The 1,075-nt window shown below is 66.2% G+C and carries 1 protein-coding gene; it reads right to left on the reverse strand.

Annotated elements, in window-relative coordinates; genetic code table 11:
- Positions 1-12: 12 nt before the first annotated feature.
- A partial coding sequence (locus E1298_RS47145; RefSeq protein WP_243726281.1) for an IS630 family transposase occupies positions 13-1,075 on the reverse strand: 1,063 nt, incomplete at its 5' end.

Genomic DNA, 1,075 nt, shown 5'->3' on the forward strand with positions numbered 1-1,075 from the left:
GCTAGTGGCTCGTCACGCAGCCTTGGCGGGGTAACTGGTCCATGATCGGATCGGGGAGCTGGCGGCGAAGCTGACCTTTGGCTGTGAGTTCTGGTTGTGCCAGCGGATGTAGGCGGCGATCGCGGTGTTCTGCTGGTGATGGCTGCGGTGGTCGGTGCCGTTGAGCGCGAAGTACCGCAGCGCGGCGAACTCGGACTCGATCCGGTTCAGCCAGGAGGCGTAGGTCGGCAGGTAGACCGGTTCGAGATCGTTGGTCGTGGCCCGGGCACGGACCTCGGCACGCTTGTGCGGGGAGTGGTTGTCCATGATCAGGTAGAGGCGTTCGCCCGGCCGGCGGGCGCGCAGCGTCTTGAGGAAGGACAGGAATTCTCGCCACCGCTTCCGCTTGCGGAGGTTGTAGTAGAGCTTGCCGGTGGCCAGGTCGAGGGCGCCGATCAGGTGGCGGACGCCGTCGTTGCGGTTGAACGTGGCCCGCAGCCGACGCGGGCGAGCGGTGGGCCGCCAGGCCTTGCCGGTTCGCGGCATCAGGTTGAGCGGCCCGAACTCATCAAGGCAGATCACCCGCCCGTCCTTGGGCCGCTGGTCATAGAGGGCCGGCACGGTCTGCATCTTGGTGATGAAGTCCGGATCATTCGAGCTCTTCCAGGTGGTCGTGGTCTGCCACGACACTCCGCCGGCCCTGAGGATCCGGGACAGGTGCTGAGGGCTGAGCGAGGTCGCCAGTCCGATTCGCTCCAGATGGGCGGCGAGCTTGGCCAGGCTCCAGGTCGAAAAGCTGGTGATGCCCCATTCGGCAGGGGTCGTCCGGGCGATCAGGCAGATGCGTTCCCGCACCCGCTCACCGATCCTCCGTGGTCGGCCCGCGCTCCATTTTGGGTCCAGAGCATCGAACCCCCGCTCGTTGAACGCGTGCACCACCGAACGGACGTAGTCGTCGCTGACCTGCGTCAACGTCTTGATCGAGGAGGCCGCCCGGCCCTGGGCGGACATCATGACCACGATCGCCCGCCGCAGCTTTACCGGGTCTTTCGCCGTCCTGGTGATCTTCTGCAGACGGCGGCCCTCTTCCATCGAC

This window comes from Actinomadura rubrisoli (genome assembly GCF_004349215.1).
Classification (GTDB): Bacteria; Actinomycetota; Actinomycetes; order Streptosporangiales; family Streptosporangiaceae; genus Spirillospora; species Spirillospora rubrisoli.